Genomic DNA, 1262 nt, shown 5'->3' with positions numbered 1-1262 from the left:
TGTATGGACCGGACACATGGTGGACACATGTACGGGGACATGGTGGACACATTATCGCCTGCCATCCGGGTTGTTGAAATCGATGGTTCTCAGCTTGTGGCGACAGAAGTAGACGTCGAAGTGATCAGGTCCTTGCTCGCTCGGACGCAGGGCCACGATATGTCCCGCTAGCGCCTTGGCTATCCGGAATGAGCGCTTCTTGTAGCGGAACTGGCTGTGGTAGGGCTTGATCAAGATGTCATCGGGGCCATATTCGAAGTCCTGCAGCCGGCTGGGAAATGGCCGTTTGCTCATCTGATAGCGATCGATCGGCACTTGGTAACCCAACTGCTGGTGAGGCCGCTTGTAGTTGTAGACACCACGCCAGAGATCAAACGCTTCCTGGGCTTCTCGCAAATCACGGAAAGTACGGCCCCTGAGCACCTCAGCCTTGAGCGTTCGATGGAAGCGCTCATCCTTGCCGTTGGTTTGCGGGTGTCCTGGCCGGCTGAACGTCAGGCGTATGCCTAGCCGCACGATCCAGATCCCTAGCGGCGTCAGCTCGCCCGGGTTTCGTGGTGCGCCCCAGGGCGCGCCATTGTCTGCGTTGATCTGCAGGGGCAGCCCGTATCGCCTGAACAGATCGGTCAGGTGCTCTTGTACCAGTTCAGTTCGCTGATGCGGACAGGCTTGGATGGTCAGGTTGAAGCGCGAGTGGTCATCGATCAGCGTCAACGGGTAGCACGCCCCCTGATCTGTCTGGAAGAAGCCTTTGAAGTCGATCTGCCAGAGATCATTGGGCGCTTCCCGCTCATAGCGTTTCCACGGCGTTGCCGCATCGCTGGCCTCGGGGGTGATCAACCCATGCCGATGCAGCACATTGGTGACAGTACTGGCACAAATGCGCTGGTCCAGCAGATGCCGGATCTTGCGACCGCCCCAGGCTGGGTGTTCCTTGCGGATGGCGACCACCTCTTCCTCAAGCTTTTGGTCCGTCTGCTTGGGACTGCTGCGAGGTTTTCTGGAGCGCTCCACAAGGCCTGCCGCACCCTCCTTCCGGTATCGGTTTAGCCACTTGTAGCCTGTCTGGGGACTAATGCCGAAACGCCGGCACAACTCTCTGATATTAGCGTCTGGATGATTGGCTAGGTGAGCGAACTCTTCTCTCAGGCTCATGGTGTCTCTCGCGTTCCAGGGCATGGTCGAATTCCCGGCAGGTTTGCTTGCCGAAAAGTGTCAACCATGTCCCCGTACATGTGTCCACCATGTGTCCGGTCCATACA

The 1262-nt window shown here is 58.1% G+C and carries 1 protein-coding gene; it reads right to left on the bottom strand.

Annotation, left to right across the window (positions count from 1 at the left end):
• Positions 1 to 51: 51 nt before the first annotated feature.
• A complete protein-coding gene (locus KY379_RS27140; protein WP_261242704.1) occupies positions 52 to 1179 on the bottom strand; it encodes an IS481 family transposase in 1128 nt (375 codons plus the stop codon).
• Between the last annotated feature and the right edge of the window lie 83 nt (positions 1180 to 1262).

The sequence above is a fragment of the Pseudomonas sp. HD6422 genome (genome assembly GCF_025377065.1).
GTDB classification, from domain to species: domain Bacteria; phylum Pseudomonadota; class Gammaproteobacteria; order Pseudomonadales; family Pseudomonadaceae; genus Aquipseudomonas; species Aquipseudomonas putida_U.
This window is presented reverse-complemented; position numbering and strand designations above follow the sequence as displayed.

What these genes read in the sequence shown, in the direction of transcription:
- KY379_RS27140 (WP_261242704.1), bottom strand. Translation starts at nt 1,179, where the DNA reads ATGCCCTGGAACGCGAGAGACACCATGAGCCTGAGAGAAGAGTTCGCT.